This is a genomic window from Kineosporia sp. R_H_3 (assembly GCF_002198675.1).
Classification (GTDB): domain Bacteria; phylum Actinomycetota; class Actinomycetes; order Actinomycetales; family Kineosporiaceae; genus R-H-3.
The window spans coordinates 22,845-48,106 of record NZ_MWLL01000227.1 but is presented as its reverse complement, the minus strand read 5'-3'; the positions used below and the strand labels follow the sequence as shown (position 1 = coordinate 48,106).

The following is a 25,262-nucleotide window of genomic DNA, read 5'->3' as shown; positions in this document are numbered from 1 at the left end:
CTAGTGGCGGATCAGGACAGCCGGTCCGGGTGTACCTCTACGTCCCCGCCTGCGCCGGAAACGACCCGAACGCGAACGCGTCGTCGAACGGTCTGTGCCAGGCAGCCCTCCTCTGGTGCACCGAGACCGCTGACTCGACCGACATCCTCTACTGGCGCTACACCGCCGTCCGGTCGCCCGACGGCTCGCAGACGCCGTGGGTCCAGTCCGGGGCGGTGTGCCTGCGGCCGGGGGACGTGCCGGGTACGGCCGTCCCGGCGTTCACGCTCGCGGACTTCCGGCGGCTGCCGCTGCCCAAGGCCGGGGTGAACGTCCAGCCGGCGACCGGGCGGACCCTTGTCTCGGTGCCGACGAACCTCTACGCGACGAGCAGACCGGCGACGTTCCGGGTCACGCTGCTGGGCACCCCGGTCCTCGTCCGTGCCCGGCCCACCGCATGGACGTGGACCTACGGTGACGGCTCGAGCCGGACGTTCTCCACCCCCGGGGCGCCGTACCCCGACCTCGGCACGGCGCACACCTGGACCGCTCCCGGGCGCCGCACCGTCACGCTGACGACGACCTGGTCCGGCACCTACAGCGTCGCGGGCGGCCCCGCGCTGCCGGTCGACGGGACGGCGTCCGTCGTGTCGCCGTCCGTCGAGATCGTGGTCGTCGAGACCCGCGCCGAGCTCGTCGCCGACCCCCGGGAGTGACTGCCGCCGCGGGGGACGCGGTGCGAGGATGGCCCTATGGCGGCGCGGGCGGTGTGGACCACGATCGCCTCGCCCGTGGGTGAGCTCCTCCTCACCGGCGACGGCAACCACCTCACCGGTGTCTTCTTCGAGAGCCATAAGGACGGCGTCGACGACCGGCCCGGTGCCGCCCGCCTCGGCCAGGAGACCCCGGACGACAAGGTCCTCGCCGAGACCGCCCGGCAGCTCAGCGAGTACTTCGCCCTGGAGCGCACCGTCTTCGACCTGCCGCTCCACCCCGCCGGCACGGAGTTCCAGCGCCGCGTGTGGACCGCCCTGGTCGACGTCCCGTACGGCCGCACCGTCTCCTACGGGTTCATCGCGCAGCGGATCGGCCTGCTGCCCAGCGCGTCCCGCGCCGTCGGGCTCGCCAACGGCGCCAACCCGATCTCGATCGTGGTCCCCTGCCACCGGATCATCGGCGCCGACGGGTCGCTCACGGGGTACGGCGGGGGGCTCGACCGCAAGCGGTTCCTCCTCGACCTCGAGCAGGGCGTCCTGTTCTGACCGGAGGTCTCGCGGCGGCTGCTGGTGACCGGCCGCCGGGTCCGGGACGGGCCGTCACCCTCACTTCTGAGGGCAGAGCAAAGCCTCCGAACGAGTGATCCTTCCCGCGAAGCAACTGCCCCGTCACCCGCACCGCCGCTCGAGGCCGACGCCCCACGCGCCGATCACCTCCACGTGACTGATCGCGCGCAGGCGGACGTCGTCGTCATCGGAGGCGGTCCCACCGGGGTGGCCGCCGCCGCCTCGGCCCGCGCGGCGTCGGGCGGTTCCGCCCGGGTCGTGCTCGTCGACGGCGGTGCCCACGGGCCGCGACCGGTCGCCGGTCGGCCCGTCGCGGCGCTCCTGCGCGAGGCGGCCGCGGCCGGGCTCGGTTGGGACGCCGCGCGCACCGCCGCACGGGCCGCCCTCGCGGACGCCGGGACACCGGGCGCCGCCGTGCTCGACGGCATCCGCGTCGTCCTCGGCCGGGCGAGCCTCGCCGGGCGCGGCACCGTGGAGGTGGAGCGTGCCGGCGCGGATGCCGCGGGCGGTCCGTTGCGGATCGCGACCAAGCGGGTCGTCCTCGCCACCGGCTCCGCGCCGGCCCTCCCCGACGTCACCGGGCTCGTAGACACCCGGTACGTCACCCCGGACACCCTGCTCGACGTCACCGACCTGCCGCCGACCGTCGCCGTCGTCGGCGCCGGACGCCGCGGGGTCGCCCTCGCCCAGGCGCTCGCCCGGTTCGGCGTGACGGTCACGCTCGTCGACGCCGAGGAGCGGGTGCTGCCCCTGCTCGACGCAGACGTCTCGGCGACGATCGAGGCGGCGCTGCGCAAGGACGGCGTCCGCCTGCTCCTCGGGTCGCCGGTCGTCAAGGTCGCGCCGACGCTCGACGACGGCGCGTGGGTCGGGACCGAGGCCGGCAGCGACGTCGCGGCCGAGCTGCTCGTCGTCGCGACCGGACGGCGCCCCGACCTCGCCGGGCTCGACCTGCCGTCGGCCGGGGTCACCGTCGGCAAGGCCGGTGCCGTGACCGTCGACGACCGGCTGCGGACGTCCGAACCGACCGTCCTCGCCGCCGGTCCGGTCGCCGGACGGCGGCCCGACCTCGGGATGGCCCGGCTCGCCGGCGCCAACGCGGTGGCCCGGCTCCGGGCGGCCCGGTGGACCCCCGAGCCGCTCGTCCTGAGCGTCCAGACGCACCCGGCGGTCGCCGTCGTCGGGATCGGCGAGAGCGCGGCGGGCCGCACCGAGGGTGCCCTCGTCCATGAGCTCGTCGGCTCGTCGGGGCTCGTCCGGGTCGTCGTCTCCGGAGGTCGCGAACCGAGGGTGCTCGGGGCGACCGTCGTGACGACCGGCGCCGCCGACGCAGCGGCTGTCGCCGCCCTCCTCATCGCCGGCGGGCTGCCGGCGCAACGCCTCACCGACCTCGCCGAGCCCGGGACCGCGCTCGCCACCCTCGCCGCGGCACTCGCCCGGCCCGGCCGCCGACCGGGGACCGCCGTCAGATCGGCGGGCTGAGCCGCAGGTCCGGGTCGACAGGCGGGGCGCCGAGCTCGGCGTCCCAGTCGAGGACGCCGCCCGCGGACAGCGCGCGCAGGTGGGTGATCGTCGCCGCCGCCTCGGGCCAGGACGGGTCCCGGCTGCCGGCCTCGAACCCCTCCGGGAACCAGCCCGCGAGCGCCTCGGGCACCCGGTAGCCGGCCGCGAGGTCGCTGTAGAGCGGCAGCCGGGCACCGATCGACAGACTCATGCCGCGGTACTCGCGCAGCGCCGTCCGCAGCCGGATCCAGCGGTACCGGTCGGTCTGGCTCTGCCCGGAGACGCCGTCGTCCGAGCCGGTGAAGCGCAGCCGCATCGCCTCGCCGGCGGCGAAACCGCGCAGCGCGAGCGACAGCAGCGTGCGCTGCCGGACGAACGGCACCGGGTCCGGCCCGTCGGCGCGGTCGCCCGCGGAGACCTGTGCGACCCGGCCCCGGAAGCCCGGCAGGTCCGTCACGGAGGCGTCGCCCCACGAGCGCGCGGTGCCGAGCAGCATGCGGGCGAAGGCGCCGAGCGTCGGGACGTCCTGCCAGTGCACGGCGCGCCGAACCGCGTCCTGCTCCGGCAGCACCCAGCCCGGGCCGGCCGTCGGTGCCTCGTGCGCCGTCCGCGCGGAGGCGGCGTCCGGCCGCACGTGGAAGCCGAACGTCGGCCAGCGCGGCAGGAGCGTGTCGAAGGCGCCGACCGGCATCCCGGCGGACAGGTCGCCGTCCGCGAACCAGTGAAGGTGCACGCTGCCCTCGCCCGGGCGGTCCCGGTCGGCCTCGACGGTCGCGAGCGGCACCGCGGCGAGCAGCCCGGGCACCGCCATGCTCATCCGGACGGCGAGCGCGACGGGGACGTCCCACGGGTCCGGCAGCTCGTGGAGCTGGGAGCCCTCGTGCCGCGGGCACGTGTGGTCCGGTTCGAGCGCGGGCGACGCCTGCACCAGGTGCGCGACGACCCGCACCGGGAGGACGGCCTCCAGGCACATCCGGCAGAACAGCAGGGGAGTGAGCCCGCGCCGCTCCAGCTCACCGGCGACCGGCAGCGGGAACCGGTACGGCCGGTGCTGGGAGACGTTCGTCGTCGTGAGGAGCAGGTCGACGACACGGTGCTCAGGGTCGGCGGCGGCGCGGCGCAGCGTCTCCTCGTCGCCCGGCCGGCGCGGCCCGACGCGGCCGAGCCACAGGTCGCCGAAGGTCAGGGACGGGCGGCCCGCGTCGGCGTCCCCGCCGATGCCGCCGTCGTGCCGCAGGCCCGCGGAGTCGAAGAGGTCCTTCGTCTCCAACCGCTGGTCAGGGATGCCGGCGAGGTCGTCGAGCCGGTCCGCGAGCCAGGTCGACAGCGCGGGGACGCCCTCGGCCGCCGGGACGCCCGCGAGGTCGTCGAGCCGCTGGGCGATCCGGCGCCGGCGGCGGCGCCGCGACGTCCACTCGACGGCGGTGCCCGGCACGAGGCCGAAGCCCAGGGACGGTGCCCGCCGGGTCACGAGGTCGCGCAGGGTGAGCACGGCGACGAGCGCCGACAGCCCGGCGGCCGCGAGCGCCGCGGTCACGGCGAACACGAAGGAGGCGACGAGCGCGAGCGGCAGGGCGAGATCGGAGCGGACGAGCGCCGCGGTGACGAGCGCCCAGCCGACGAGCGAGCCGAGCCAGGCGGTCGCGGTGGCGACCCGCGAGCTGCCGGTGAACCCGGCGAGCACCGCGAGCGCGACGCGGCGGCGCAGCGGCCGGCGCTCGCCCGGGGCGGCGGCCCGCAGCCGCTGGACGGCGGCGAAGAGCCGGTAGAGCGTGCGGGTCTTCCCGGCCGGGCGGAGCAGCCGCGCGAGCCGCCACTGCTCGGGCCCCTCGTCGAGCGGGGTCAGACCGGCGGCGAGACTCATCGCGTCCTGGTGGGCGACGTCCTGCCCGGCCAGCCAGCCGACCGTCTCCGCGAGGCCGGCGAACCCCGGGGCGACGGACAGCGGGTCGCGCTCGCCGGTCGGGTCGGGCGCGGCACGACCGATCTCGGCCGCGGCCGCCGCGGCCGCGGAGACGGCGGCGACCGACGAGCCGCCGACCCGGCGGATCACGTAGTGCTCGGCGAGGGCGCAGACCCCGAGCGGGTAGACGACGCTCGCGGCGAGCCCGCCGCTCATCGTCAGGTCGCAGGAGTGCCGCAGGTACTGGCGGACGTGCTCCGGGTCCGGGAAGTTCGACGCCGTCCGGGTCATCTCCGCGGGCGGGCGCAGGAGGTGGTGCGCGTCCCGGGGGACCCCCGCGGTCGGGCTGGGACGGCGCGGCTTCTCCTTGCCGACCCGGCGCGGCGTGAGGATCGTCAGGTAGCGGCGGCGCTCCGCCTGCCGGCGCAGGGTGCGCCACGGCTGGGCGGGATCGGTCGGCTCGGCGGTGGTCGTCTCGGCCTGCTCTGGCTCGGCCGGCGGCCGCGGGACGCCGCGGGCGCCCGACTTGCCGGTCTTGGCGCCGTTCGTGCCCTCGGATTCGGGAACGACGGGGGCGATCCCGGTGTCGACCGCCTCGCTCACCCCGTGTCCCCTTCCGTGCGGTCCCCGCCGAGCTCAGCCCGCGGGACCTTCCGCGACGTTCGGGACCTACTCACCCTGCGTCAAAGCTAAGGGGGCACCGTGCGCCCCGACGCGCCGCACGGTGCACCCTCGGTAATTGTTGCGTGCCCGGGCGCCCGTGCCAATAACTGCTGGTCGGAAAGGTGCCGGACTTCCCTCGTCGGTGCCACCGAACTCACGCAACGTGACGAACCGTGTACGGACATCAGGCGCGCAGGCCGCTCCGGCCGCTCAGGCCGCCCTGCACGACCTGCTCGTCAGGCCGCGGCTCAGCGCGGCGTCCGCCTGACGGCGGCCCGTGGCGGCCGCTTCCTCGGGGGCGGCGCGGCGTCCGGCTCCGGTGCGGTGGGCGGTGGTGCGGCCGGCTGGGGTTCAGACGGTGCTGCGGCGGTCACCGAGGACTTCTTCGAGACGCGGACGGCGGTCCGCTTGCGGGGCGCGCCGTCCGCGCCGCCCGTGCTCGTCGCCCGCGCACGCGCCGGCCGGCGGGTCGCACCGCGCGTCCCCTCCGCCTCGCCCACGGAGCGCGCAACCGCACCGGTCACCCCGGTCGCCCGGGCGAGCTCCTCGAGCTCCTCGGCGAGGTACCCGGCGAGCACGTCGAGGTCGGGCACGAGCTCGCGGTCCGCGGTGAGCCCGAAGTGCAGGTCGCCGAGGTAGGACAGCACCGTGATGTTGAGGCCCTGGCCGTCGGCGATCGCGGAGACCGGGTAGCTCGCGAGCAGCCGGTGCCCGCCGAGGTAGAGCGGCACCGACGGGCCGGGCACGTTGGAGACGAACAGGTTGAACAGGCTGGCCCGCTCGAGCACGCGCAGCCGGGCGTTGGCCCGCATCGTCAGGCCCATGAGGGCGGGCATCGTGAACTGGTAGGCGTCGGCGAGCAGGTTCGCCGACAGCGCGTCGTGCTGGTACTTCGCGACCGACGTCGCCTCGTGCGCGACGCGCATCCGCGTCAGCGGGTCGGGCTCGTCGGTCGGCAGCACGGCGAGCATGAGCGAGACCCGGTTGCCGAAGGTGCCGTCGCCGCTCTTGGCGCCCTGCGCCGCCGACGTGCGCACCGACACCGGCACCGCGGCGACGAGCGGGTCGTCGGGCAGCGCGTCGTGGGTCGACAGCCAGCGCCGCAGCGCACCGGCGCACATCGCGAGGACGACGTCGTTGACGGTCATCCCGGCCGCGGACTTCACGGCCTTGACGACGTCGAGCGGCACCGAGCGCAGCGCGATCCGGCGGTGCGCGGACACGTTGCGGTTGAACGGGGTCGCGGGCGCGCGGCCGGGGACGTGCTCGAGCAGGCCGCCGTCCCCGATCCCGAGGCCGCCCGGCAGGACCGCACCGAGACCGGAGCCGGACGCCTCCTCGGCGATCCGGTGCGCGACCGACGACACGAGGTCCACCCCGGGCAGTCGCGGCAGCGCGATGGACAGCAGGGCGGGGGCCGAGCGCGCGACGTCCGCCGCGAACCGGCCGGCCGTCGTGGGGACGGCGGCCAGGGACGCCGCGGCCTTCGCGAGCAGCATCAGCGACCCGGGTGCCGGGTCCGGGTCCCACGGCGGGGCCGGCGGGATCTCGCGGCCCTGCGGGCTCAGGTCGAGCAGCGCGGCAGCGATCTCCTGCCCGCCGACGCCGTCGATCATCGCGTGGTGGACCTTGGAGTAGATCGCCGCGCGGTCGCCCTCGAGTCCGTGGATGAGGTAGATCTCCCACAGCGGCCGGGACCGGTCGAGGGTCCGGGAGTGGATCCGGGCGACCTGCTCCGTGAGCTGGTGCATGCTGCCCGGCGTCGGCAGCGCGAGCTCGCGGACGTGGAACTCGAGGTCGAAGTCGGCGTCCTCGATCCAGAACGGCTGCCCGAGGCCGAGCGGCACCTCGACGATCTTGCGCCGCATCGGCGGCACGAGGTGCAGCCGGTCGCCGACGACGGCGGTGAGCCGGTCGAGGGTCAACCGCTCGCCCGCCGCGTCGAGGGCCTCGACGACCTGGATGCTGCCGACGTGTCCCGTCGTCCGCGGGGTGTCGAGGGCGAGGAACGCGGCGTCCAGTCCCGTGAGCTGTTCCATGGCCGCGACCGTACGCCCGATGTGAGGTACGTGGCACCCGTCGTCCCGTCGTGCGGACGCCGCCGCCGGGACGCGCGCGTCGGCCCGCTCTCGATTGACACCCACCAGGCCCGGACGCACGCTGACGGGATGAGCGTGGAGCTGCCGGCGTCCCAGTGGGTCGACCTCGACGGACCGGTGCACTGGATCGACTTCGGCGGCCCGGACGACGGCCCGCTCCTCGTCTGCGTGCACGGCCTCGGCGGTTCGCACGTGAACTGGGCGGCGGTCGCGCCCGACCTCGCGAGGACCTGCCGGGTCGTCGCGCTCGACCTCGCCGGGTTCGGGCACACCCCCGGCGCCGGCCGGTCGACGTCCGTGCAGGCGAACGCCCGCCTCGTCGTCCGGTTCCTCGAGGAGGTCGCCGGCGCCCCCGCGGTGCTCGTCGGCAACTCGATGGGCGGCCTCATCAGCAACCTCGTCGCGGCGCAGCGCCCGGACCTCGTCGCCGGTCTCGTGCTCGTCGACCCGGCGCTGCCCGTGTCGCTGCGCGCCAAGCCGGACCCGTTGACGACCGGCATGTTCGCGGCCTACTTCACCCCGGGCCTGGGCAAGGCCGTCATCGCGGGCCGCAAGCGGGTCCGCACCGCTGAGCAGCTCGCGATGGACACCCTGCGGCTGTGCTGCGTCGACCCCTCCCGGGTGCCGAAGGCGGTGCTGCGCGAGCACATCCACCTCGCCAAGACCCGCAAGCAGTACGCCGAGATGGAGGCCGAGTTCGTCACCGCGACCCGCTCGCTCGTCTGGCTGCTCGCCCGCCGCCGCGCCCACACGGCGATGCTGCGCCGGTACACCGGCCCGGTGCTGCTCATCCACGGCGACCGGGACCGGCTCGTGTCCATCGCCTCCGCCCGGGAGGCCGCGAAGGCCAACCCCGCGTGGCGGTTCGAGGTCGCGCACGACATCGGTCACGTCCCCCAGCTCGAGGCGCCGGACTGGACCCGTGACGTCGTCCTCGACTGGCTGGCGACGGACGGCGTGAGCGCTGCGGACGCCGCGCGCGGCGCCGCGCAAAGCCCTCAACTGCGCTCCGGGCGGGGTGCCGTCCAGTAGCGTCGCCCTCGTGAGCACCCGGACGCCGACGAGCACCGTCTCGAGCGCGACGGTCCGCACCCCCGCGGACCTCGCCGGCGTCTTCGCCGGCTGCGTCCGGGCCCGTGGCCTGACGACGGACCGGTTCACCGCCTGGACGGCCTGGGAGACCTTCGCGGACTTCGCCGCCGTGCGGATGCGTGCCGCCGACGGGCTCGAGGCCGACGCCCTGCTCTACCAGTGGGGCACCTACCACCGCGGCGGCCGCTCGCAGTTCTGCCTCGTGCTGAGCCGCCAGGTCGTCGCGGCACCGGGCGAGATCTCGCTCGTCGGGCACGACGAGTACCTCCAGCTCGACGTCCGGCTGACCTACGACGTCGACCCGACCCTCACCGCGCTCGGCCGCTTCGAGTCGTCGTGGGTGCAGGACGGCGAGCGCGCGGCGAGCGGCTGGGTGGCCCAGGTGAGCGGCCGGCCGGAGTGGCCGGTGCTGTCCCCGCTGCGGCCCGTCTCCGTCGAGGTCACGAGCGAACGGGTCTGACCCGTTCCGCCGCAGGGCTTCTCACCGCGACCGCAGATGCTGCAGCGCGCGCTGCGCCGCGTGCGCCCCGCACATCCCGTGCGCGCCCGGGCCGGGCGGCGTCGCCGCCGAGCACAGGAACATCCCCGGCACTCCGACGTCGTACGGCGTGAGCGCGGCGAGGCCGCCGCGGGCGCCGAGCAGGAGCTGCCGGACGTCCTTGCGCCCGGTGAGGATGTCGCCCCCGGCGAAGTTCGGGTTCCAGGCGGCGAAGTCGGCGGGCCGGGTCACCCGCATGCCGACGACCCGCTCCCGCAGACCGGGGGCGAAGCGCTCTAGCTGGGCGAGGACGGCGTCCGTCGCGTCGCCGTCGTAGCCGTGCGGCACGTGGGCGTAGGCCCAGACCGGGTGGACGTCGCCGGCCGACCGCTGCGGGTCGGCGAGGTACTGCTGCCCGACGAGCACGAACGGGCGCTGCGGCATCCGGCCCCGGACGACGTCCCGCTCGGCGGTGGCAACCTCGGCGACGGTGCCGCCGGCGTGCACGGTGCCCGACCGGCGGGCTGCGTCCGCCGTCCACGGCACGCCGCCCTCGACGGCGAGGTCGACCTTGAACGCGCCCGGTCCGCGACGGAACCGGCGGTAGGCGCGCGAGACCCTGGCCGGCAGCCGGTCGCCGAGGATCGCCGCGACCTGGGGCGGGTCGAGGTCGAAGAGCGTCACGTCGGCCGGCGGCAGGTCGGCCGTGGAGCGGACCCGGACGCCGGTCTGCACCCGGCCGCCGTGCGCGGCGAGGGACGCCGTGAGCGCGCGCGCGATGGCCTGCGAGCCGCCGGCGGCGACGGGCCAGCCGTGCCGGTGCCCTGCGGTGAGGATGCCCAGCCCGATCGCCGAGCTGAGCGGCCGGTCGAGCCGGGTGAAGGCGTGCGCTGCGGCGCCGGCCCACAGGGCGCGGGCCTCGTCGGTGCGGAACAGCCGGGCGAGCACGGTCGCGGGCAGCAGTGTCGGGGCGCCGAACCGGCTGAGCAGCAACGGGTGCCGGGGGACGCCGAGCAGCGGCCCGAGGATGTCCTCGGCGAGTGCGTCGTACCGGGCGGCCGGCCCGGCGAACAGCCGGCGCCACGTGCCGCCGTCCGGCCCTAGGCCCGCGGCGGTCTCGTCGACGTCCCGGTGCAGGACACCGGCCCGGCCGCCGTCGAGGACGTGCACGCAGTCGAGCGGCGCGTACCGCCACCGCAGCCCGTGGGCGGCCAGGCCGAGGCGCTCGAAGACCGGTGAGCCGACGGCCATCGGGTGGATCGCCGAGCAGTGGTCGTGGAGCATCCCGGGGACGAGGCCCTCCCACGACCGGGTGCCGCCGCCGACCTCGTCGGCGGCCTCGAGGAGGGTCACGTCGACGCCCTCGCTCGCGAGCAGCGCCGCGGCGGCGAGCCCGTTGGGCCCGCCGCCGACGACCAGAGCTGTGCTCACGCAGGCGTCCTCGTCTGCGTCCGGGCGGGGCCGGAGACCCACGGCAGGGCGCCGTCCTTCTCCCGCGTCCACGTCGAGGTCAGCGTGACGGGCCCGTCGGGGAGCCACGGCTGGGTGCGGACGCACTCCTCGACGTCCCAGGTACCGCGCTCGACGACGCCGGTCGCGACGTCCACGAGCTTCCACTCCTGGGTCCGCCGGTGGATCGGCTGCGACTCCACCCAGACGACGAGGAACTCGCCGGGCTCGAAACCGATCCGCTTCTGCAGTGCCTTGAGCAGGTCCTCGTCGTGCAGGTGGCCGTCACCGAAGTTGAAGCCCAGCAACGAGTTGCAGGCGAACTCGGCCTCGCGGACGGTCCGGCTCTCGATGTCGGGCACGCGCGACAGCAGCACCGAGAACAGGCCCCGGCCCTGGCTGTGCATCGTGCGCCAGCCGAGCGTCTGCTGCATGGTCACCTCGGCGACGGGGAGCGGGTAGCCCATCGCCTGGAGCTGGTCGACCTGGTTCTTCGTCGGCCGGTGCGCGAGGGTGTTGAGCTTCTCCTCGGCCCCCGGGGCGAACGCCCACGTCGCCGAGGCCCAGTTGCCCGCGTACTGCCGCATCGAGGGCAAGAACGACACGAGGTCGGGGCGCAGGTTGCCGAGCACCGGGAAGAAGAGCAGACCGGCGACGAGCGCGGCGAGCAGGAGCGGCGAGGACATGTCCCCGACACCGTAGCCCTCGCCCGCGGGGAAGCCCGCGAAGAGCACGACCGTCGTGAACGCGAACTGGAGGTTCCACTCCTGCGGCACCGCGAGAGCGAACGCGCCGATGATGAAGAAGTGGAAGACCACCATGCCGACCACGGCGAGCAGGGTGATCGTCCGGTTCGTCGAGAAGAGCAGCACGAGCGGCAGCACGAGCTCGACGACGGTGCCGCCGACGTGCGCGAAGCCGGAGGCGACCCACGAAGGGCGCAGGTCCTGCGGGAAGTTCCGGTACAGGCTCCGCTTGAACCCGAGGAACGGCAGGCACGGGCTGTTGGAGAGCATCGGCGGGACGACGTTCGTGAAGTGGTGGCCGAGCTTGGAGACCCCGGCGCCCATCCACACGACGACGATGAGCAGCTTCGCGGCGACGATCATGTCGACGAACCCGAGCGTGCCGAAGAACAGCAGGGCCGGGCCGTACTGCTCGGCCCGCGCGGTGAGGAACGCGGTCTTGTCCCGCAGCCCGAGGACGACGAGCAGCCCGAGCGCGACGAGAGAGACCGTCGGGCTCACGAGCCCGGAGTCGTTGCCCGGCAGGGCCTTCGCGAGCGAGTCGGTGACCCGGCCCGGCATGACGACGAGCGCCAGGAGCGCGGTGAGGAAGCCCAGGTACACCGCGACGTCGAAGACCGTCCGGGTGTCGCCGTTCGTCCCGGGCACCGCCTTCCACGGGCGCAGCCGGATCGTGCCGGGGCGGGCGTAGAAGAGCGCGCCGCCCGTCATGGGCTTGAACTTCCCGGCGAGCGGCCCCCAGGAACCGGCGATGCCGAGCGCCTCGAGGAACATCGTCCAGGCGACCATCTTCTGCCAGACGACGGGCTCGGCCCACCAGCCGGAGACGTCCCACGCCGGGCCGACGCCACTGGTCCACGTCGCGAGCGAGAAGCCGGCGACGAGCCAGAGCACGACGATCTTCACCAGGTACGTCACGTGGATCATCTTCGGTGTCCCGAAGCCATACTCGACCCAGTGCAGGGCAAGGGTCTTCGTCCGCTCCATGAGCGGCTTGTCGAGGAACGTCTCGAGGTCGACGGGTGGGAAGTCGCCGGTCTTGAAGCCCATGGCGTGTCCTTCGTGGTGGGGGAGGGAGGCGTGCTCGTGCGGGCGTGCTGGAGCTCCTCGCGGCCGGGTGGTCGCGAGGTGTCGGTGGGTGCGGTCAGCCCGCCGGGGTGAGCCCCCGGCGCAGCGTCGGTTTGTCGATCTTGCCGACGGGGTTCTTCGGGAGGGCGTCCATGAGGTCGACCCGGGTCGGGAGCTTCATCCGGGCCAGGCGGCTCGCGCAGTGCGCGAGCAGGTCGTCGCCGGTCGTCCCGGAGCCCGGCCGGACGGCGACGAAGGCGACGGGTACCTCGCCGAGGACGGCGTCCGGGGCGCCGACGACGGCGGCCTCGACGACGTCCGGGTGGGTGTGGAGGGCGTTCTCGATCTCCTTGGGGTAGATGTTCTCCCCGCCCCGGATGATCATGTCCTTGATCCGGTCCACGAGGACGAGGTAGCCGTCCTCGTCGAAGCGGCCGACGTCACCGGTGCGCAGCCAGCCGTCGACGACCGTCGCCGCGGTGTCCTCCGGGCGGCCGAGGTAGCCGCGCATGACGGTCGGGCCGGAGATGACGACCTCACCGGTGCCCTCGCGGTCGATCGTGCCGTCCTCGTGGCGGAGCAGGACCTGCTGGCCGGGCAGCGGCAGCCCGACCGTCCCGGGCTTGCGGACGCCGTCCGGCGGGTTGAGCGTCGACGCGCAGGTGCCTTCGGACAGGCCGTAGCCCTCGACGAGCGGCACCCCGAACCGGTCCTGGAACGCGTGGATCGCGGCTGCGGGCATCGGAGCGGCGCCGCAGATGACGCGTCGCAACGACGACGTGTCCGGCGTGACGTCCGCCGGGAGGTTCGTCAGCAGCACGTAGATCGCCGGCACGGCGGAGAAGTACGTGGGGCGCACCCGCTCGACCTCGGCGAAGAAGGTGTCCGGGCGGAACCGGCCGGCGATCGTCGCACGGCCGCCCGCGAGCAGCGGCGAGAGCACGCTCACCGTGATCCCGTTGACGTGGAACAGCGGCAGCACGAGCAGCGAGTGGTCGCCGGCGTCGAGGCCGATGCCGGCGACGATGCCCCGGCACATCGCCTCGACGTTCGCGTGGTCGAGCATGACGCCCTTGGGACGGCCCGTCGTCCCGCTCGTGTAGATGACGAGCGCGAGGTCGTCGCTGCGTGCCTGCGGCTCCGCGGGCACGGTGCCCGGGTCGGCGGGGGCCGCGAGGAGCTCGGCCACGTCGAGGGTGGCCGCGGGCGTCACGTCGGGGTCGGCGACCACGACCTTCGCGCCGCTGTCGTCGAGCTGGTACCCGGCCTCGACCGGCGTCAGGGCCGGGTTGACCGGCGTGACGCACGCGCCGAGGTGCCAGGCGGCGAAGAGCGTGACGACGAGCTCGACCCGGTTCGGCAGGACGACCGCGACCATGTCACCGGGCCCGACGCCGGCGGCGGCCAGGTTCGCGGCGGCGGTCCGGACGGCGGCCGCGAAAGCCGCGTTGTCCAGGGTCCGCGTGTCGTCGGCGAGGCAGGCGCCCGTCGGGTCACGGCGCGCCCGCCCGACGGGCAGTGCCGGGACGGCGGGCAGTGGCGTGTGCATCGCAAGCTCCGTCGCTCGTGGTGGCGCGGTCGATCACCGCTGCCGTCCTGCGAGGATCACCGGCGCGGTGTGACCCACGCCATGGACTGCGGTCACGAAGTCCGCCCGGGTGACTGTGCCCGCGCACCAGGGTCGAAGGTCCCGGAGCGCGGATAGAGTCGATGATCGTGCTCACCGAGGAGCTCGTCGCCGACGCCGCCCGCCTCATCGAGGCCCGGCTGGAGTCCCTCGTGCCCGAGATGACCGACTACTTCGTCGAGGTCATCCCGGAGTTCCAGCACGACGACGCGGTCCGGCGGCTCATGGTCGCGAGCACCACCGCGAACGTCGAGGCGATCATCGCCCTCCTCGTGCACAAGATCGCCGAGGACGACATCACCGTGCCGCCGGCCGCCGCGGAGTACGCCCGCCGGTTCGCCCAGCACGGCCTCTCGCTCGAAGGTCTGCTGCGGGCGTACCGGATCGGGCACAACCGCTTCACCCGCTGGGGTCTCGCCGCGCTGGCCGAGGTGACGACGTCCGCCCCGCAGCTCGCCGAGGCCGGCAACCACCTCGTGCTGCGCACGGACGTCTACATCGACAAGGTGGCCGAGTCCCTCGTCGAGATCTACGAGTCCGAGCGGAGGCGCTGGGACAGCCGCACCGACGCCGCCCGGATCGCCCAGCTGCGGATCGTCCTCGACAACGAGTCGCTGAGCACCCGCTCCGCCCAGGACCTCATCGACGTCGCCCTCGACGGCTGGCACGTCGGAGCCGTCGCCTGGGTCGACGACACGACCGGCGGCCCGGTCGCGAGCCTGCAGGCCGCCCGGCGCGTGCTCGCCGAGTCCCTGGGGCGCACCGTCGAGACGGTCGTCGTCGACGACGTGACGTTGTGGGCGTGGGTGACGTCACCGGGCCGGGCGGCCGTCGACGTCGAGGCCGTGGCGCGCAGGCTCGCCGCCGTCGCACCGATCCGGCTCGCGCTCGGCTCGCCCGCCTGCGGGCTCGCCGGGTTCCGGCAGACGCATCGCGAGGCGCTGCGGGCGCGGGCCGTCGTCCAGGCGGCGCCCGGCGCGCACGGCCAGGTCGTCCGGTTCGACGACGTCGCCGTCGCAGCCCTGCTCACCGACCACCCGACGGTTCTCCGGGCCTGGGTGCGACGGGTGCTCGGTGACCTCGCCGAGGACGACGAGGGCACCGCGCGGCTGCGGCAGACGGTCCGTGCGCTGCTCACGTGCGGCGGCAGCTACACCGCCGCCGCGGCCCTGCTGCACGTGCACAAGAACACCGTGCACTACCGCGTGCAGCGCGCCGAGGAGCTGCGCGGCCTGCCGATCGCCGAGGGCCGGCTCGACGTCGAGGTCGCCCTCCTCGTCTGCGAGCTGCTCGGCCCGCGGGTGCTCTCGGCGGGTCCGCGCCGCCCGGACTGACCGGGCCGAACAGCCCGGCCGAACAGCCCGGCCGAACAGCCGGGCCGAACCGCCCGGGCGGCGCCACGTCACAGCCGCGGGTCGACCGGCTCCGACTCGCACGCGAGCACGGCGAAGACGCACTCGTGGACCCGCCACAGCGGCTCGCCGCGCGCCGTCCGCTCCAGGGCCTCCAGGCCGAGCGCGTACTCGCGCAGCGCCAGCGACCGCTTGTGCCCCAGGCTCCGCCGCCGCAGCCGCTCGAGGTTCGCCGGCTCGGTGTACTCCGGCCCGTAGATGATCCGCAGGTACTCCCGGCCGCGGACCTTGACCCCCGGCTGGACGAGCCCCTTCGGGCCGCGGACGAGGTTCGCGACCGGCTTGACGACCATCCCCTCGCCCCCGGCGCCGGTGAGGTCCTCCCACCACGCGACGCCGGTCGTGACCGAGGCGTCGTCGTCCGTGCGGACGACGAGCCGCCGCGTCGGGGTGACGAGACCCGGGTCGGCGGCGACGAGCGTGTCGGCGATCCCGAGGTGCCACAGGTGGTCCCGGGTGTGGAACGCCCGCGCCGGCGGTGCCGCCGTCTCGTCGGCGAGCCCGGCGGCGAGCACCTGGAACGGTGCGACCCGCAGGCCCGACAGCCCCTCCGTCGGCCAGCAGTACCGCCGGTAGGCCGCCGTGAACGCGTCGACGTCCGTGCTGCGCGCCTGCGTCCGCGCGACCAGCTCGCCGACGTCGATCCCTCGTGCCGCAACGGATCCGAGCACGTCGAGGGTCGCCGGCAGGGCTGCTCGCCCGGCCGCGCCGACCGCCGCGTACTGCCGGCGCAGCAGCTCGACGGCCTTCGCCGACCACGGCATGACCTCGCAGTCGAGCAGCACCCAGTCCGCGTCGGCGTCGCCCCCGGCGACCGCCGTCCAGAGGCCGGCCGCGTCGGCGGCGGCACGCAGCCGGTCGACGAGAGCGGCCGTGAGGTCGTCGTCGAGGAACGCCCGGCCGGTCCGGGTCCAGACCGCACCGGGTGCTGCGCCGTCCGGCCCGCCGTCCGGCACCTCGCCCAGCCCGAACCGCCGCCGCGCGACGTCCGGCGTCCGGGCGAGCAGGACGACGGCCCTCGACCCCATGTGCTTCTCCTCGCACACGACGTCGAGGACGCCCTCGTCGGCGTAGGCGGCGAACGCCTCCGCCGGGTGCTCGAGCACGTCCGGCAGCGTCGAGGTCGCGCACGGGGCCATCGTCGGCGGCAGGTAGAGCAGCGGCCGCGGGTCGATCGCGAACCGGCTCATGACCTCGAGCGCCGCGGCGGCGTTCTCCGCCCGCACGGACACCCGCCCGTGGTGCGCCGTCTCGAGCACCCGCACCGGGCCGTCGGGCAGGACGTCGGTCAGCTCGAGCCCTTCCCGGTGCGGCGACGACCCGCCCCGGCCGGGCGCTGCTGCGCGCACGCTCTGCTCTGCCATCAGGAGCGAGCCAGGCCGGCCCGACCCGGCGTCGCCACCGTGGCTCGCTGGTGATGGCAGAGCAAAGCCTCCTGCGGTCCCTTCCCGGTCCGCGTCGAGCGGGCGGACCGGTGCGTACCACTCGCGTTCGGCGGGGACCGAGACGATCTCCCGCTCGGGGTAGCGCAGCGCCGTGAGAGCGCCGCCGAAGACGCACCCGGTGTCGAGACACAGGGTGTTGTTGACCCACTCCGGCGTCGCCGTCGGGGTGTGGCCGTAGAGCACCACGGCCCGGCCGCGGTACTCCTGCGCCCACGGGTAGCGCACCGGCAGGCCGTACTCGTCGGTCTCGCCGGTGGTGTCGCCGTAGAGCGCGAACGAGCGGACCCGTCCGGACGCACGCCCGTGGTACGCCTCCTTGAGCCCCGCGTGCGAGACGACGAGGCGGCCCTCGTCGAGCACGAGGTGCGACACGAGCCCGTCCATGAACGCCTCGGCCTCGGCCCGGAACTCCGGCGACTCGCGCCCGAGCTGGTCGAGCGACTCGGCGAGGCCGTGCGAGACCTTGACGTTGCGCCCGCGCAGCGCGCGGATGAGCTTGTTCTCGTGGTTGCCCGGCACGCACAGTGCCTCGCCCGCCGCGACCATGCCCATGACGAGCCGCAGGACGCCCGGGGTGTCCGGGCCGCGGTCGACCAGGTCGCCCACGAACACCGCGGTCCGCCCCGGCGGCGGGGTCGCGCCGACCGCCCGGCCCTCGTCGTCCCGGCGCAGCGCGTACCCCAGCGTCGTCAGCAGCGTCTCGAGCTCGCCGCGGCAGCCGTGGACGTCACCGACGACGTCGAACGGGCCGGCGAGCTCGCGGTGGTCGTTGAGCATCCGGGTGAACCGCACCCGAGCGGCTGCCACCTCGTCGGCCCCGCGGAGCACGTGGACGATCCGGAACCCCTCGCGCTGCAGCCGCGGAAGGCTGCGGCGCAGCGCTGCCGCGTGCCGCTTGACGACGTGCGCGCCGAAGTCGCGGTCGGGCCGGGACTCGTTGCGGCGCACGCACTCCGAGACCGGCACGTCGAGGACGACGGCGACCGGCAGCACGTCGTGCTCGCGCGCCAGCTTCACGAGGCTCGCGCGCGCGTGCTCCTGCACGTTCGTCGCGTCGACGACCGTGAGCAGCCCGCGCCGCAGCCGGATCCCGACGACGTGGTGCAGCGCCTCGAACGCGTCGTTCGACGCGGTCTGGTCGTTCTCGTCGTCCGCGACGACGCCGCGGTAGTGGTCGCTCGAGAGCACCTGCGTCGGGGCGAAGCAGCGCGCCGCGAACGTCGACTTGCCGGAACCGGACGCCCCGACGAGGACGACGAGCGCCACCCGCGGGGTCTCGAGCACCTTCTCGACGCTCATCGTGCGAACACCCCCAGCTGCGTCGGCCGCCCGAGCTCCTCGTCGTCCTGCCCGACCCCCGCGACCGTCACGGCGTACCCGTGCCGCTGCGCCACGCCGTCCGCCCACTCCCGGAACTGCGCGCGGGTCCACTCGAACCGGTGGTCCCGGTGCCGCAGGTGCCCCGGCTCGAGCCCGTAGCGGACGTTCCACTCGACGTTCGGCGTCGTGACGACGACGGTCCGCGGCCGCGCCGCACCGAACACCGCCGCCTCCAGCGCGGGCAGCCGCGGCGGGTCGACGTGCTCGACGACCTCCATGAGGACGGCGGCGTCGAACCCGGCGAGCCGGGCGTCCCGGTAGGTGAGCGCGGTCTGCACGAGCTCGAGCCGGTCCCGGGTGCGCTCGGGCATCCGGTCGAGACGGAGCCGGCGCGCCGCGACCTGCAGCGCGCGGAACGAGACGTCGGCGCCGACGACCCGGGTGAACGACCGCTCGGCGAGCAGCGCGGCCAGCAGCGCGCCCTCGCCGCAGCCGAGGTCGAGCACGGACGTCGCCCCCGCCGTCCGCAGCGCGTCGACCACCGCCGCGATCCGCTGCTTGGCCAGTGGCGGCGCCGCCGGTTCGGCCTCGGGCACCTCGTCGGCGGGCGCCACCTCCTCGACCGGGACGGCGTTGTCGAGGTCGTCGACGTCGGTGTCGTCGGCCTCGGCGAGCCGTTCGATCGCGAGCTGCTGCAGCGCCGTCCGGACGAACGCGTGCCGGCGGCGCAGGTACCGGCGGGTGACGAGGCCGCGCTCGGGGTGCGTCGCGAGCCAGCCTGCCCCGGCCCGCACGAGTTTGTCGACCTCGTCGGCCGCGATCCAGTAGTGCTTCGCGTCGTCGAGCACCGGAAGGAGCACGTAGAGGTGGTTGAGCGCCTCCGCGAGCCGCACATTGCCGGTGAGCCGCAGCGTGACGTACCGCGAGTCGCCCCACTCGGGGAACTCCTCGTCGAGCGGCAGCGGCCGGGCTTCGACGGTCCAGCCGAGCGGGCCGAAGAGCCGCTCCGCGAGGTCCGCCCCGCCGCGGCACGGCACGACCGGCACGGTGATCTCGAGCGCGAGCGGCGATGCGGCCGCGTCCGGGCGCAGGTCGCAGCGCCCGGCGAGCGCCGTCCGGAAGACCTGCCCCAGCGCGACCGCGAGGAGCGAGCCGGCCGCGTAGGGCCGGTCGTTGACGTACTGGGCGAGGGTGCCGTCGCCGCCCGGGGCGGACCGTCGCCGGCCCGAGCCGGGCCGGCCCCGGACGAGGGCGACCGGGTCCACCTCGAGCACGAGGGCCGCCGTGCAGCGCGCCGCGACGGCCTCCGGGTACACGACGTGCGCCGTCCCCGAGGCGACCCCGAACGACTGCGCCCGGCCCGGGTGCTTGTGCAGCAGGTGGCCGAGGTCCGTCGCGTCCGGGAGCGCCTCGTTCGCGGAGGCGGTGATCGTCAGGAGCACGGCCCGATCGTGGCAGCGCAGGGGGCGGTGCGTCGTCCGCTTATCGCCGTCGGCCCGCCGCATGCACGCGGCGTGTCCGCCGAACGGGTGCATCCTGACCACGTCGGTCCACATTGTGGACGATGTACGCGTGAACTGCGGGAACAAGGCGCACCCGGAGTAGGTTCACAGGGCGGACCCCTGCCCACCGGGGTGCCCGCCCTGGCCCCGTCCTCACTCGTCCGGGCTGGACCGCCCGGCCGTCGACCACAAGCGGAGAAGCATCGATGCCGATCTACGACGACGTCACCCAGCTCATCGGGCGGACCCCGCTCGTCAGGCTCAACCGGATCACGGACGGCGCCGAGGCGACCGTCGTGGGCAAGCTCGAGTTCTACAACCCGTCGAGCAGCGTCAAGGACCGCATCGGCGCCTCGATGATCGACGCGGCCGAGGCGTCCGGCGAGCTCAAGCCCGGCGGCACGATCGTCGAGGCGACGTCCGGCAACACCGGCATCGCGCTCGCCATGGTCGGGGCCGCCCGTGGCTACAAGGTCGTCCTCACGATGCCCGAGTCGATGAGCAAGGAGCGCCGCGCGCTGCTGCGCGCCTACGGCGCCGAGCTCGTCCTCACGCCGGCCCCCGAGGGCATGAAGGGCGCCGTCGCGAAGGCCGAGGAGATCGGCCGCGAGCAGGGCGCCGTCCTCGTGCGCCAGTTCGCGAACGCCGCGAACCCGGAGATCCACCGCACGACGACCGCCGAGGAGATCTGGGCCGACACCGACGGCAAGGTCGACATCTTCGTCGCGGGCATCGGCACCGGCGGCACCCTGACCGGCGTCGGCCAGGTGCTCAAGGCGCGCAAGCCGGGCGTCCAGGTCGTCGCCGTCGAGCCCCTCGCGTCGCCGATCCTCAACGGCGGCCAGCCCGCCGGCCACCCGATCCAGGGCATCGGCGCCAACTTCGTGCCCGAGATCCTCGACCGCACCGTCTACGACGAGGTCCTCGACGCCCCCACCGAGGAGGCCGTCGCGTACGCCCGCCGTGCCGCCAAGGAGGAGGGCCTGCTCGTCGGCATCTCGTCCGGTGCCGCGCTCTGGGGCGCCACGCAGCTCGCCAAGCGGCCCGAGAACGCCGGCAAGCTCATCGTCGTGATCATCCCGTCGTTCGGCGAGCGCTACCTGTCGACGATCCTCTACTCCGACCTCATGGACTGACCGAGCCCGTGTCCGACCCCCGCCCGCGCAGGCCCCTGGATCGACCGGGCCGCGCGGGCGGGGTCGTTCCTGCTCGGCGCACCGCGACGGTGCTCGCCGCCCTGGCGTGGCTGGCGTGCGTCCCCGTCACCGTCGAACGGCTCCGCGGCGGCACGGGCGGGCCGTACCGGGCGCTGCTCGCCGCGCTCGTGCCGTGGACGCTCCCCGTGCTCGCGGTCGCGGTGCTGCTCGCGGCCGTGGCCCTGCGGCTCGGCCGGGCGTCCGGACGGCGGCGCGCGGCGGCCCTCGTCGCGGGCCTCGCGGTCGTGACGCTCGGGGTGCACACCGCCTGGGTCGCGCCGTCCGTCGTCCCGGACCGCGGTGCCCCGGTGGCCGGCGCCTCCGGCCCCGGCGGGGTGACCCTCGTGCCGGAGACGGTCCGGGTGCTCGCCCTCAACCTCGAGTTCGGCGAGGCGGACCCGGCCGTCGTCGTCGACGTCGTCCGCCGGGAGCGGGTCGACGTGCTCCTCGCCGTCGAGCTCACCCCCGGCGCGGTGTCGGGGCTGCGCGCGGCCGGGCTGGAGACCGTGCTGCCGGCCTCGAGCCTCGCGGCCGAGGGCGGGGCGAGCGGGTCGGGCCTGTGGACCCGGTTGCCCGCCGAACCGCTCGACCCGGTCGCCGGGACGACGTTCCGCGCGCCGCGCGCCCGGGTCACGGTCGCGCCGGGGCGCACCGTCGTCGTCACCGCGGCGCACCCGTCCCCGCCGCTTCAGCCGGCCCGGTGGGAACGGGACCTCAGCCTGTTCGCGGACGCCGTGCGGGCCGGCGGTGCCGGGCCGCAGATCCTCGGCGGCGACTACAACGCGACGATCGACCACGCGCCGTTCCGCGCGCTCCTCGGCACCGGCCTCACGGACGCCGCCGACGCGGCCGGGGTGACGGGCGGGGCCTGGCCCGGGCTCACCTGGCCGGCCGACCGGTCGTTCCCGCCGGTCATGCGGCTCGACCACGTGCTCGTGACGACGAGAACCCTTGCGGCGTCGGACGTCTCGACGGTCACCGTGCCCGGTACGGACCACCGGGGCGTGCTCGCGACGGTCACCCTGCGGTAGCCGCCGTCCGGTCGTCGTCCGGACCGTTCGCCCACGCGTAACGGGTGCAGGTGTGCGTCGACGCGTCCCGGGGCAGCATCTGCCGCATGACGAGCGGGCGCCCCGGCGAGACCGACGACGAGCGGGCCGACCGCAACTTCGGCGAGATCCTCCAGGAGCTGCGGGTCAGCCAGACCGGGGTCGCGGTCCTCTTCGGCTTCCTCCTGACGATGCCCATGCAGCAACGCTTCTCCCGGTTCGACGACGTCCAGCGGTATCTGCTCGTCGCGGACGTCCTGCTCCTCGCGACGGCGAGCGCGCTCATGGTCGCGCCGGTCGCCTGGCACCGCGTGCTCTTCCGGCAGCAGATGAAGGACGAGGTCGTGCTCGCCGCGAACCGGCTGGCGCAGCTGGGACTGCTCTTCCTCGCGGCCGGGGTCGTCACGTCGATCCTGCTCGTCATCGACCTCGCGATCAGCCGGGCGTCGGCGGTCGTCTGGGCCGCCGTGATCGGCACGCTCATCCTCGTGCTGTGGGCCGCGCTCCCGTTGCGACGGCGTCTGCGGGGTTCCTGACCGGCCGTCACCCGGGACGTCCGGTCGGTTGCGCCGCCCCCGGGGCGGGAGTCGAATGGCAGCCTGACGCTCCACGCGGAGGTGATCGCGGTGAAGGCAGCAGTCGGCGACCGCTTGGTCGTGAGGTCGACCCACGTGGACGGCCCGGTGCGCGACGGCGAGGTGATCGAGGTCCGCGGCCCCGACGGTGAGCCGCCGTTCGTCGTCCGCTGGGAGGACGGCCACGAGGGCCTCTACTTCCCCGGCTCGGACACGGTGGTGCACCACCCGGCAGGCTGACGCCGGCGTCCGACGCTCAACCCGGGCGCCCGGGTGCCGATCAACTGAGGATGACGACGACCGGCACGCCGAGCGGGCCCCCGGCCCCTCCCACGGTGCTGCGCCCCGGCCTGCGGGTCGTGGGCTCGCTGCGCACGAGCATGCGCCTCAGTGCGCTGGTCGCGCTGCTCCTGCTCCCGACCCTGGTCGCGACGTGGGCGTTCGCAGGGGCCGTCAACGGCCAGATCGGCTTCAGCGCGGCCGAGCGGGTGGGCGTCGTCGTCATCGAGCCCGCGCTCCGGCAGATGGCGGCCGTCGCGGCCGGCGACCGCCCCGACCTCGCGGGGTTGACCTCCGCTGTCGACGCGCGCCCGGAGCTCGCCGCCGGCGAGCAGCTCGCTGCGGTCGCCGCAGCCGTCTCCGCCGCGACGGGCTGGACGGCCACGGACCGGCTCGCCGTCGTCAAGGCCCTCGGTGACCTCGTGACCCAGGTCGGCAACACCTCGAACCTCATCCTCGACCCGGACCTCGACTCGTTCTACGTCATGGACGCCATGGTCGTGCAGCTGCCGAAGGCGCTCGTCGCCGTCGTCCAGTCGCAGACCACGGCCACCGGTGCCGCCGCCGTCCCCGCTCAGGCCGTGCTCGCCGGGCAGGTCTCCGCGGCCGGCCAGGCGCTGGCCGGCGACGTCGGCACGGCCGTCGAGAACAGCGCGCGCACCACGCTCGCGGGGGACCTGGAGCCCGTGACCGCGTCCGCCGCGGCACTGACGACGCTCTCGGACACCCTGAGCGCCTCCGTGAGCACCCCCGGGCCGGTCGCGGACGACCGGGCGGAGCCGGTCGCCACCGCGCTCGCCGCCGCCGTCCCCGCCCTCACCGGTGCGCTCGACGCGCTGCTCGTCGTCCGGCTGGACGGGTTCGTGTTCCAGCGCAACCTCATGCTCGCGCTCGTCCTCGCCGGGGTCGCCCTCGCGGCGTACACGGCGGTGGCCGTCTGGTGGCGCACCCGAACGGACGTCGCGATGACCGTCGCGGGGATCGCCGCCATCGCGCGCGGCGACCTCGCAGAGACGGCGCTACCGACCGGCGCGGACGAGTTCGGCGACATCGCGACGAACCTCACCGCGGTGCGGCAGGGGATCTCGTCGCTCGTCGCCTCGATCGACCGGATCACCGCGGACCAGGAGTTGACCCTGCGCACGCACGTGGACGTCGACGCCTTCGAGGGTGACTACCGCACCCTGGCCAGCGGCCTCAACGAGATGGTCGCCTCGCACGTCGCGGTCCGCGCGGCGATGGGGACCGTCAGCGAGTTCGCGCACGGCGACTTCGACGCGCCCCTGCCGCTGCTCCCCGGACTCAAGCCGTACGTCGTCGACACCATCGAGCAGCTGCGGATGAACCTGCGTGCTCTCGCCGAGGATGCGCTCATCCTGTCGACCGCGGCACGCGAGGGGCGGCTCGAGGTCCGGGTCGACGCGTCCCGGCACCACGGCGGGTTCCGGCGCGTCGTCGAGGGCGTCAACGACACCCTCGACACCGTGATCGGCCCGTTGACCGAGGTGTCGCGCGTGCTCACGGCGATGGCGGACGGCGACCTCACCCAGCGCATCACGGACACGTACGCCGGCCGCCTCGAGGACCTGCGCCTGGCCGCCAACGACTCGCTCGCCAAGCTCGCCGGCACCGTCGCCGAGGTCATGGAGGCGACCGACCACCTCGCCAACGCGTCGGCCCAGATCGCCGGTGCGTCGCAGTCGCTGTCGCAGGCAGCGACCGAGCAGGCGGCGAGCGTCGAGGAGACGAGCGCCAGCGTCGAGGAGCTGGGCTCGTTCGTCGCGCAGAACAGCGAGAACGCCAAGGCCACCGACGCGATCGCCGCGAAGGCCGCCGCCGAGGCGACCGAGGGCGGGACTGCGGTCGACGAGACGGTGCAGGCGATGAAGGAGATCGCTGCCAAGATCGCGATCGTCGACGACATCGCGTTCCAGACGAACATGCTCGCGCTCAACGCGACGATCGAGGCCGCCAGGGCCGGTGAGCACGGCAAGGGGTTCGCGGTCGTCGCGACCGAGGTCGGCAAGCTCGCGGAGCGCTCGCAGGTGGCCGCGGCGCAGATCGGTGAGCTCGCGACCCGCAGCGTCCGGACGGCGGAACGCGCCGGCTCGCTGCTCGCCGAGATCGTGCCCGCGATCAGGCAGACGTCGGGCCTGGTCCAGGAGATCGCCGGGGCGTCCCACGAGCAGAGCAACGGCGTCGGCCAGATCAACCGGGCGATGGCCCAGATGACGGCCGTGACCGAGCAGAACGCGTCGTCGAGCGAGGAGCTCGCCGCGACGTCCGACCAGATGACCGGCCAGACCGCGAAGCTGCGCGAGATGATGCACTTCTTTCGGACCGGGGCCGACCGGGCGGCGCGCGCCGCACGGCCCGCCGGGCCGTCGTCCGGCCCCGTCGTCGCATCGGGTGCCCGGCCGGTGCCGACCGGCCGCGGTCTGCCGCCCGTTCCGGCGCAGCGGCCGGCGGCGCCGGCGTTCGACGAGGCGCAGTTCGACCGGTTCTGAGCCTCACCTGGCCCGCGACGCCGAACCTGCCGGGTGGCTGAACGGGAACGCCGCCGCGGCCGTGTTGGCTGGTGGTGATGTTCCGTC

General features: G+C 74.9%; 18 protein-coding genes. 11 read left to right on the top strand and 7 right to left on the bottom strand.

Annotation, left to right across the window (positions count from 1 at the left end; translation table 11 throughout):
* Window positions 1-29 precede the first annotated feature (29 nt).
* The 3 genes from ECOMGDLI_RS28610 to ECOMGDLI_RS28600 all read left to right on the top strand — a co-directional run bounded on the left by ECOMGDLI_RS28610 (window position 30) and on the right by ECOMGDLI_RS28600 (window position 2,744).
* Complete coding sequence (locus ECOMGDLI_RS28610) at window positions 30-695, top strand: hypothetical protein (RefSeq protein WP_088320244.1); 666 nt, start codon at window positions 30-32, stop codon at window positions 693-695.
* 36 nt (window positions 696-731) lie between these two features.
* Window positions 732-1,241: a methylated-DNA--[protein]-cysteine S-methyltransferase gene (locus ECOMGDLI_RS28605; RefSeq protein WP_088320243.1), complete on the top strand. Its 510-nt coding sequence runs from the start codon at window positions 732-734 to the stop codon at window positions 1,239-1,241.
* A gap of 174 nt (window positions 1,242-1,415) precedes the next feature.
* Window positions 1,416-2,744, top strand: a complete 1,329-nt coding sequence (locus tag ECOMGDLI_RS28600) for an FAD-dependent oxidoreductase (RefSeq protein ID WP_158221194.1) — start codon at window positions 1,416-1,418, stop codon at window positions 2,742-2,744.
* Here the strand turns inward: ECOMGDLI_RS28600 and ECOMGDLI_RS28595 are convergent.
* Together ECOMGDLI_RS28595 and ECOMGDLI_RS28590 are read right to left on the bottom strand one after the other, a co-directional pair.
* A complete protein-coding gene (locus ECOMGDLI_RS28595; RefSeq protein WP_088320241.1) occupies window positions 2,728-5,271 on the bottom strand; it encodes a hypothetical protein in 2,544 nt (847 codons plus the stop codon). The two genes, ECOMGDLI_RS28600 and ECOMGDLI_RS28595, sit on opposite strands and share 17 nt — an antisense overlap.
* A 308-nt stretch (window positions 5,272-5,579) precedes the next feature.
* Window positions 5,580-7,370, bottom strand: coding sequence for a wax ester/triacylglycerol synthase family O-acyltransferase (locus ECOMGDLI_RS28590; protein ID WP_088320240.1), 1,791 nt, complete (start codon window positions 7,368-7,370; stop codon window positions 5,580-5,582).
* Between the two features lie 129 nt (window positions 7,371-7,499).
* Here ECOMGDLI_RS28590 and ECOMGDLI_RS28585 point away from each other — a divergent pair, with 129 nt between their 5' ends.
* Both ECOMGDLI_RS28585 and ECOMGDLI_RS28580 read left to right on the top strand, forming a co-directional pair.
* Window positions 7,500-8,462 (top strand): alpha/beta fold hydrolase, encoded by a 963-nt coding sequence (locus tag ECOMGDLI_RS28585; RefSeq protein ID WP_143448005.1) that lies wholly within the window; start codon window positions 7,500-7,502, stop codon window positions 8,460-8,462.
* A gap of 10 nt (window positions 8,463-8,472) precedes the next feature.
* A complete protein-coding gene (locus tag ECOMGDLI_RS28580) occupies window positions 8,473-8,982 on the top strand; it encodes a hypothetical protein (protein ID WP_088320238.1) in 510 nt (169 codons plus the stop codon).
* Between the two features lie 21 nt (window positions 8,983-9,003).
* Here the strand turns inward: ECOMGDLI_RS28580 and ECOMGDLI_RS28575 are convergent, their stop codons facing one another.
* From ECOMGDLI_RS28575 to ECOMGDLI_RS28565, 3 genes are all read right to left on the bottom strand, one after another.
* Entirely contained in the window at window positions 9,004-10,431 is a 1,428-nt protein-coding gene (locus ECOMGDLI_RS28575) for an NAD(P)/FAD-dependent oxidoreductase (RefSeq protein ID WP_088320262.1), read from the bottom strand.
* Window positions 10,428-12,245, bottom strand: a complete 1,818-nt coding sequence (locus ECOMGDLI_RS28570) for a DUF3556 domain-containing protein (protein ID WP_088320237.1) — start codon at window positions 12,243-12,245, stop codon at window positions 10,428-10,430. Before ECOMGDLI_RS28570 ends, ECOMGDLI_RS28575 begins: the two co-directional genes overlap by 4 nt.
* Window positions 12,246-12,339: 94 nt before the next feature.
* Window positions 12,340-13,812 carry a class I adenylate-forming enzyme family protein gene (locus tag ECOMGDLI_RS28565; RefSeq protein ID WP_088320236.1) on the bottom strand — a complete coding sequence of 491 codons (1,473 nt, stop codon included), beginning with the start codon at window positions 13,810-13,812 and terminating at the stop codon, window positions 12,340-12,342.
* Window positions 13,813-13,973: 161 nt separating this feature from the next.
* On the opposite strand from ECOMGDLI_RS28565, the gene ECOMGDLI_RS28560 reads away from it, so the two are divergent.
* Window positions 13,974-15,224 (top strand): CdaR family transcriptional regulator, encoded by a 1,251-nt coding sequence (locus tag ECOMGDLI_RS28560; protein WP_088320235.1) that lies wholly within the window; start codon window positions 13,974-13,976, stop codon window positions 15,222-15,224.
* Window positions 15,225-15,292: 68 nt separating this feature from the next.
* Here the strand turns inward: ECOMGDLI_RS28560 and ECOMGDLI_RS28555 are convergent, their stop codons facing one another.
* Together ECOMGDLI_RS28555 and ECOMGDLI_RS28550 are read right to left on the bottom strand one after the other, a co-directional pair.
* Window positions 15,293-18,046 carry a polynucleotide kinase-phosphatase gene (locus tag ECOMGDLI_RS28555; RefSeq protein ID WP_088320234.1) on the bottom strand — a complete coding sequence of 918 codons (2,754 nt, stop codon included), beginning with the start codon at window positions 18,044-18,046 and terminating at the stop codon, window positions 15,293-15,295.
* Window positions 18,043-19,509 carry a 3' terminal RNA ribose 2'-O-methyltransferase Hen1 gene (locus tag ECOMGDLI_RS28550; RefSeq protein ID WP_088320261.1) on the bottom strand — a complete coding sequence of 489 codons (1,467 nt, stop codon included), beginning with the start codon at window positions 19,507-19,509 and terminating at the stop codon, window positions 18,043-18,045. Before ECOMGDLI_RS28550 ends, ECOMGDLI_RS28555 begins: the two co-directional genes overlap by 4 nt.
* Before the next feature lie 266 nt (window positions 19,510-19,775).
* Here ECOMGDLI_RS28550 and cysK point away from each other — a divergent pair, with 266 nt between their 5' ends.
* From cysK to ECOMGDLI_RS35590, 5 genes are all read left to right on the top strand, one after another.
* Window positions 19,776-20,705, top strand: coding sequence for a cysteine synthase A (cysK, locus tag ECOMGDLI_RS28545; RefSeq protein WP_088285479.1), 930 nt, complete (start codon window positions 19,776-19,778; stop codon window positions 20,703-20,705).
* Window positions 20,706-20,713: 8 nt separating this feature from the next.
* The gene (locus ECOMGDLI_RS28540; protein ID WP_143448004.1) at window positions 20,714-21,796 is read left to right on the top strand and encodes an endonuclease/exonuclease/phosphatase family protein; all 1,083 of its coding nucleotides are present in this window, start codon (window positions 20,714-20,716) and stop codon (window positions 21,794-21,796) included.
* A gap of 86 nt (window positions 21,797-21,882) precedes the next feature.
* A complete protein-coding gene (locus tag ECOMGDLI_RS28535) occupies window positions 21,883-22,350 on the top strand; it encodes a DUF6328 family protein (protein ID WP_143448003.1) in 468 nt (155 codons plus the stop codon).
* Window positions 22,351-22,431: 81 nt separating this feature from the next.
* Window positions 22,432-22,629 carry a DUF1918 domain-containing protein gene (locus ECOMGDLI_RS28530; RefSeq protein ID WP_369812802.1) on the top strand — a complete coding sequence of 66 codons (198 nt, stop codon included), beginning with the start codon at window positions 22,432-22,434 and terminating at the stop codon, window positions 22,627-22,629.
* Between the two features lie 50 nt (window positions 22,630-22,679).
* A complete protein-coding gene (locus tag ECOMGDLI_RS35590; protein ID WP_198955270.1) occupies window positions 22,680-25,175 on the top strand; it encodes a methyl-accepting chemotaxis protein in 2,496 nt (831 codons plus the stop codon).
* The last annotated feature ends 87 nt before the right edge of the window (window positions 25,176-25,262 follow it).